Genomic DNA, 5,964 nt, shown 5'->3' with positions numbered 1-5,964 from the left:
CTTCGTCAGTTAAGTGATGATACCCAAAAAAGGCCGGAACAACAGACGCGTGTTCCGGCTTTTTTTATGCATCCGTCAATAATACACGGTATTTCGTGAAACCCGGGCTAATCCGCTGTATAACGTGAAATAAAAACACGCAGGATCATCTTAACAAACTGGTTAACATACCATTACATGAATGGCACTTCACTTGCCAACTAACCTGCGAAGAAGACCAATAAAAAGTACCGGGAATAAAACTTATTTAACCATCGCCTGTATGCAGGCAGTAAAATGCAAGATCATGAAAATTGTAGTAATCGGCGGGACCGGCCTTATCGGGTCCAAAACAGTAGAAAAGCTCCGCCTGCTGGGACATGAAGTGATTGCCGCTTCCCCCGCTTCCGGTGTAAACACGATCACCGGCGAAGGCGTGGCCGAAGTTTTAACAGGCGCTCACATCGTGATAGATGTAGCCAATTCCCCTTCTTTTGAAGATAAAGCCGTGATGCAATTCTTCCAGACCTCCGGCCGCAACCTGCTCGCAGCAGCTGCAAACGCCGGTGTTAAACACCATGTAGCCCTGTCGGTAGTAGGAACCGACCGCCTGCAGGAAAGTGGCTACTTCCGTGCAAAAGCTGCACAGGAAGAGCTGATCAGGAAATCAGGCATCCCTTATTCTATTGTTCATTCCACGCAGTTCTTTGAGTTCCTTGGCGGTATTGTAAAATCCGCAGCACAGCAGGAAGCCATTCATTTATCACCCGCGCCTATACAGCCCATTGCGTCAGACGATGTAGCGGCTGCGGTTGCAGACGTAGCACTTGGAACGCCTGTGAATGGCATCATTGAAATTGCCGGCCCGGAAAAATTCCCGCTTTCTTCCCTCGTGACTGACTACTTAAAAGCAATAAACGATCCGCGGCAGGTAATAGCTGATCCTGAAGCCAGGTATTTCGGCGCTATGCTCAATGAACAATCGCTGGTGCCGGGCGCCAACGCACGCATCGGCGCTATCAATTTCAAAACATGGTTTGCCGGCCAGTCTGTAAAAGCATAGCGCTTCAGGCCTGAAAGTTTCCCGGCACAACATCATCATCTTTCAAAAAATAAAAACAATATGCAAGAATTTCTTTTAGTCATCCACAGGGATCTTACCAGTGCTAACCCCGCGCCTACGCCGGAACAGATGAAAGAGGCGCTTAAACCCTACCAGGAATGGGTAGCGGGAATTGCTGCCGAAAACAGGCTGGTAGCCCCTCCCAAACGCTGGGATGCCGACGGCCGGGTGATCAGGTTTGAAAAAACGAAGGAGCAGGTACACAACGGTCCCTATGCGGAAGGCAAAGAATCTATCGGCGGCCTGTTCTTCATCCGCGCAAAAGATTATGATGATGCTGTAGAGGTGGCAAAAGGCTGCCCTATTATCCGGTTTGGCGCCATCGTTGAAGTACGTATGGCCGTACCCGTAGCGTAAATACAGCAATGAAACTGCATATTAAGCCCCTGCGATATCGCAGGGGCTTAATATTTTCAGGCGATTGATTACAAAAGGCTTTTAATATAAAATGCAATGGGCATAGATGCAAATGCCAACGGGATAATCACCGCAAAAAGCCATATGCCGGTAGATTGTATAATGGGGGTATATCTTTGATGTACTAGTCCTGCCGTCCGGAAGGCGCTTTGAAAACCATGGTACAGGTGATAGGAAACCGCCACCATAGCTACCAGGTAAAGCAGTACATACCAGAGCAGGCTAAAGCTGTGCGTTACTATCACATACAGGTCTTTTACCCTTACAATTTCTGTATTGCCTTCCGTTGTCACCGCGTACTCAAAATCAGGCGAGGCCGGCACATATACAGAAGACGTCAGATTCCCGGTTAACAGCTCTTTCCGGTATTCGCGGTAAGTGCCTTCCGTAAATTTATATCTTCCCCAAAAATTACTCATGTGGATTACGAGGAACAGGAAAATAATACTACCAAGCAGTCCCATATTCAGGGAAGCCCAACGCACCGGCGTTTTTGGCGCCACCGCATATTTCACAGGACGTGCTTTCCTGTTTTTCACGGTTAATGATAAAGCGTAAAAAGCATGTACCAGGATAGCAATATAAAGTGTGTAGGCGGCAATTTCCACCGGCGGAAAATGCGTCATAAAATGTGCGTAAATATTAAACGTATAACCGTCGTCACCGGCAAACAGCGTAAGGTTGCCTCCCAGGTGTACTATAAGGAACAGGCAAAGGAACAGACCCGTCATGGACATGATCAGTTTTCTGCCCACCGAGGAACGGAAAAATTGTTTGAAGTTAAGCATGATAAAAATTATTTTTATTTTATTGAGATAACGGGCAAAAGAAGGGCATGCCCACCTTTCCGGTCAGTGTATATAACGTGATCAATAAGGGACGAAAGATTATTTATTCAGCCTGCGCTTTATTTGCCCGATGTTTTTTTCTATTAAGGAGATGTCTGCCGGAGTGGTAGCCATCTTTAATGCCGTTTCATAATGCAGCACCGCCTTTTCATCGTTTATGCCTGTATAAAGATTACCCAGTAGCGAGTAATAAAAATGATTATCCGTTAGCTGCAGTTTTTCCGCCGCTATGATGGCCTCCTGCGGGCTCCTTGCCTTGGCAATGGCGAAAGTCCGGTTCAATGCAGCAATGGGTGAATATTCCAATATCAGCAGCTGGTTATACAGGTCCAGGATATTGTTCCATTTTCCACCGGAATCTTCCTTATGCGTATGCCACCAGGCAATAGCCGCTTCCAGGTGATACCTCGTTAATACGGAACTGCTGCCGGCCTGGTTCAGGTAATACTCTCCCCGTTCGATCAGCTCCCGGTTCCAGCGCGCTTCATCCTGTTCCTGGTAAAGGATCATTTCCCCTATGTCGTTTACCCGCGCATCAAAACGGGAGGCGTGAAAACACATCAGGGCCAGTAACGCATTCACCGCAGGCTGGTTGGTTTGCGGCTGTTCAATCAGCAGGTAATTGAGCCGCATAGCTTCCACGCACAGCTCTTTCCGCAACACGGTATTATGCGAAGTGGAGTAATAGCCTTCGGAAAAAAGGAGGTATAAGGTTTTCAGTACAATTTCCAGCCGCTCACTTATTTCCGTAAGTGTAGGCTGCCGGATTTTTATACCTGCTTCCTTCAGCTTTTCTTTTGCCCTGCTGAGCCGCTTATAAATAACTGTTTTTGTAGTGAGATAGGCATCCGCTATTTCCTGTGTACCAAACCCGCAGAGCAGGTTCAATGCAAGGGCTACCTGCGATTCAGCAGGAATGGAGGGATGACATACCGCAAAGATCATGGCCAGCTGACTGTCTGTAATATTGCGGGCGGAAAGATCTATTTCTATCTCTTCTCCTTCCGGGATATTATAGCGGAGGTCCGACAATAATTTCTGCTGAAAGAAGGTATTTCTCTTCAACCAGTTCTTCGTTTTATTTTTGGCCACCGCATATAGCCAGGCGGTTGGATTTTCAGGCAATCCTTTCGCGCTCCACGATTCCGTGGCAGCCAGGAAAGTATCGCTTACAATATCTTCCGCCTGCTCTATATGCTCGATGCCAAAAAGGGAGCCTAACACCGATACCATTTTCTGGTACTCGGTTCTGAATAAATGCGGTAATAATTCCTTCCCGTCCATGCTACAAATAATAATGCTGCTACAAAAGTAAGAAAGGCATTTTTATTTGTTGCCTGCGGGATGTTAGCCCACCGCCATACGTATCTCTACCGTTCCGCCAAGTTCCAGGATCGGCGCTTCCCCGGCTATTTTCGCCGCTTCGTCATAGCTTTCCGCCCTGATCACAATAAACCCGCCGATAGATTCCTTGATCTCCGCATAAGGGCCATCTGTTACGGTCTTGTCGTGCTTCACCACCTTTCCGGCGCCTTCCCAGGGCTGGAGCGGCCTTGCCAGCACATCGCGCGCCTTCAGGTCGTCAAACCATTCTCTCCACCGGCTCAGGTGCGCCTGCAATTCTTCGGGCGACGGCTGCACTTCCTTCGTTTTGTAATCTCTGCGGAATACCAATAAGAAATCATTCATATCATGAGTTTTAATGTGTCCTGGCAAATGCTTCACCCAAACTGTCCCACCTGGTAAGTACCAACAAAAGCAGGCGTAGTGAAAGCAATATTAAAACGGTTCCAGGTATTGATGGTAGAAACGGCCAGCGTCAGGTCTACCAGTTCTTCCTCCGTGAATTGCTCTTCTACCCGGGTGTATACGTCATCCGGCACATGGCAGCTGGTAACTGCTTCGGCCCATGCCAGCGCGGCTCTTTCCCTGGTGGTAAAAAACGGCGTTTCCCTCCAAGCGCTTAAAGCATATAAGCGCTGCTCGGTTTCACCATGTGCACGGGCGTCTTTTCCATGCATATCCAGGCAATAAGCGCAGCCGTTGATCTGCGACACCCGGAATGAAACCAGTTCCTGTAATTTTTCCTCAATAGAGGATTTTTTAAGATACGCACCGGTATGAAAGAGTGTTTTCACCACGCCCGGTCCTTTTTCCTGAAAGTTAATTCTTTGTTCCATTTTACTTAATTGATTTATTGGTTTATTATCTTAATAACAACTGACTTTCCCGGATTAGACAAATTTCCCGAACTTTTTTTTCAGATGCGGGCATTTAAACCAGGATATCGTTTTGCGGCCTTACGGGCGCCGGCAATTCGGTTTCGCCCAGCATCTCCCTTATATCTATCTCGATGGCCCGGCAGATCTGCGATATCGGCACATCATTGGCGCTTCCTTCAAACGGGTACTCGGTACTTTCCCCTACCTGCTCCAAAGAGGTATACATCCAGGATATGATCACACAAAAAGGGATCAGCAACCAGATCATATGCCCTTTCATAAGTCCCGTTACGCCGGCATTCAATTCATTGAACGCCGGCAGCAAACCGTATGGCAGGAGAAAACAAAACATGCTCACAAAAATGGTATTCACAATAGAGTACTGCCGCGGGTAGGGCGTATCTTTAAGCGACTCACACAATCCCTGCTGCGTAATAAAACCGTTAATGGTCCGCTGCAGCTCGGCATACTGGGCCACTACTATTTCCTGCTTTTCAAATACTTCTTTAAGCGCTTTGCTTTGCAGGGCCAGTAACTGTGTTCCCTGGCTGCGGGTGCCGGAAATGTAAGACAACTCCTCCGCCGGGATATATTTCAACATCTCGTTGTTAAAAGCATACTCCCGCTCGGGAATGGTGTAATAACGCTGGTACTCTGCATTATAATGAGCGTCCGCCACTTCCCATACGCGGCCTTGCCGCATCTGGTAGCGCAATACCGTAAGCCACGCGAAATGACGATACACCAGCAGGCGAACAAATTCCCCGTCTTTAAAATAATCGCGGCACAGCATGCCCCAGGTAATACTGAAGTTGCGGATGTTGGTCCATACGTCGTGTCCATCACCCGTACGGTTATACGTTTGTGTATTTTTAAAACCTACTATAAAGGCGGTGGCCGTACCCAGCAACGCCACTACCACCCAGGGAACTACCAGCCACTTTATGCCAATGAGTTGATAAAGTATCACCGGTATGGTGTCCAGTACGATCAGTATATATATCCTTCTCCTTGTCCAGAAGAGAAAATCAACGAGCTTATATGATTTACCTATATGCATGTGCGGGATGATTCATTAAGAAACCTGCGGATTTATTTCACTTGCTTCGGAGTCATCTTCCCTGATAAGATCATTCAGAAATTCACCGCCCTGGTAGGTGTCTTTTTCGTGGATGGGCTCCAGGGCTGTTTGTACAGTGATAACCGGCGCCTTTACATCGTCGCGCGAAAAGAATCGCTGCAGGATTTGAGGAAGAGCTTTCATGATGTTTGTTTTTAGTGATAACCGCAACATTATTATTGCACTATGGGGTTTGCAACCTGTGTGCCACCTGGTTAACACATTTCAAATCAATCATTTAAGAAAAATCATAGG

The 5,964-nt window shown here is 47.5% G+C and carries 8 protein-coding genes; 2 read left to right on the top strand and 6 right to left on the bottom strand.

Features of this window, described 5'->3' with window-relative positions; all coding sequences use genetic code 11:
* The first annotated feature begins 286 nt into the window (after positions 1 to 286).
* A complete protein-coding gene (locus VN105_RS03080; RefSeq protein WP_325637811.1) occupies positions 287 to 1,042 on the top strand; it encodes an SDR family oxidoreductase in 756 nt (251 codons plus the stop codon).
* Between the two features lie 60 nt (positions 1,043 to 1,102).
* On the top strand, positions 1,103 to 1,459 hold the full coding sequence (locus VN105_RS03075; RefSeq protein ID WP_325637809.1) for a YciI family protein: 357 nt from the start codon (positions 1,103 to 1,105) through the stop codon (positions 1,457 to 1,459).
* A 68-nt stretch (positions 1,460 to 1,527) separates the two neighbouring features.
* Here the strand turns inward: VN105_RS03075 and VN105_RS03070 are convergent, their stop codons facing one another.
* The 6 genes from VN105_RS03070 to VN105_RS03045 form a co-directional block, all read right to left on the bottom strand.
* Positions 1,528 to 2,307, bottom strand: coding sequence for a succinate dehydrogenase cytochrome b subunit (locus VN105_RS03070; RefSeq protein ID WP_325637807.1), 780 nt, complete (start codon positions 2,305 to 2,307; stop codon positions 1,528 to 1,530).
* Positions 2,308 to 2,406: 99 nt separating this feature from the next.
* Complete coding sequence (locus tag VN105_RS03065) at positions 2,407 to 3,651, bottom strand: RNA polymerase sigma factor (RefSeq protein WP_325637805.1); 1,245 nt, start codon at positions 3,649 to 3,651, stop codon at positions 2,407 to 2,409.
* 63 nt (positions 3,652 to 3,714) lie between these two features.
* Positions 3,715 to 4,056, bottom strand: a complete 342-nt coding sequence (locus tag VN105_RS03060) for a YciI family protein (RefSeq protein ID WP_325637803.1) — start codon at positions 4,054 to 4,056, stop codon at positions 3,715 to 3,717.
* 32 nt (positions 4,057 to 4,088) lie between these two features.
* Positions 4,089 to 4,547: a carboxymuconolactone decarboxylase family protein gene (locus VN105_RS03055; RefSeq protein WP_325637801.1), complete on the bottom strand. Its 459-nt coding sequence runs from the start codon at positions 4,545 to 4,547 to the stop codon at positions 4,089 to 4,091.
* A gap of 94 nt (positions 4,548 to 4,641) precedes the next feature.
* A complete protein-coding gene (locus tag VN105_RS03050) occupies positions 4,642 to 5,649 on the bottom strand; it encodes a bestrophin family protein (protein WP_325637799.1) in 1,008 nt (335 codons plus the stop codon).
* Positions 5,650 to 5,664: 15 nt separating this feature from the next.
* On the bottom strand, positions 5,665 to 5,853 hold the full coding sequence (locus tag VN105_RS03045; protein ID WP_325637797.1) for a hypothetical protein: 189 nt from the start codon (positions 5,851 to 5,853) through the stop codon (positions 5,665 to 5,667).
* Positions 5,854 to 5,964: the final 111 nt, after the last annotated feature.

This window comes from Chitinophaga sp., assembly GCF_035564935.1.
Classification (GTDB): domain Bacteria; phylum Bacteroidota; class Bacteroidia; order Chitinophagales; family Chitinophagaceae; genus Chitinophaga.
The sequence above is the reverse complement of the archived record's forward strand: the minus strand, read 5'-3'. Positions and strand labels throughout refer to the sequence as shown.

Coding starts and splice junctions, on each gene's coding strand:
- VN105_RS03075 (WP_325637809.1), top strand. CDS start 1,103: ATGCAAGAATTTCTTTTAGTCATCCACAGGGATCTTACCAGTGCTAAC.
- VN105_RS03050 (WP_325637799.1), bottom strand. CDS start 5,649: ATGCATATAGGTAAATCATATAAGCTCGTTGATTTTCTCTTCTGGACA.
- VN105_RS03070 (WP_325637807.1), bottom strand. CDS start 2,307: ATGCTTAACTTCAAACAATTTTTCCGTTCCTCGGTGGGCAGAAAACTG.
- VN105_RS03080 (WP_325637811.1), top strand. CDS start 287: ATGAAAATTGTAGTAATCGGCGGGACCGGCCTTATCGGGTCCAAAACA.
- VN105_RS03060 (WP_325637803.1), bottom strand. CDS start 4,056: ATGAATGATTTCTTATTGGTATTCCGCAGAGATTACAAAACGAAGGAA.
- VN105_RS03045 (WP_325637797.1), bottom strand. CDS start 5,853: ATGAAAGCTCTTCCTCAAATCCTGCAGCGATTCTTTTCGCGCGACGAT.
- VN105_RS03065 (WP_325637805.1), bottom strand. CDS start 3,651: ATGGACGGGAAGGAATTATTACCGCATTTATTCAGAACCGAGTACCAG.
- VN105_RS03055 (WP_325637801.1), bottom strand. CDS start 4,547: ATGGAACAAAGAATTAACTTTCAGGAAAAAGGACCGGGCGTGGTGAAA.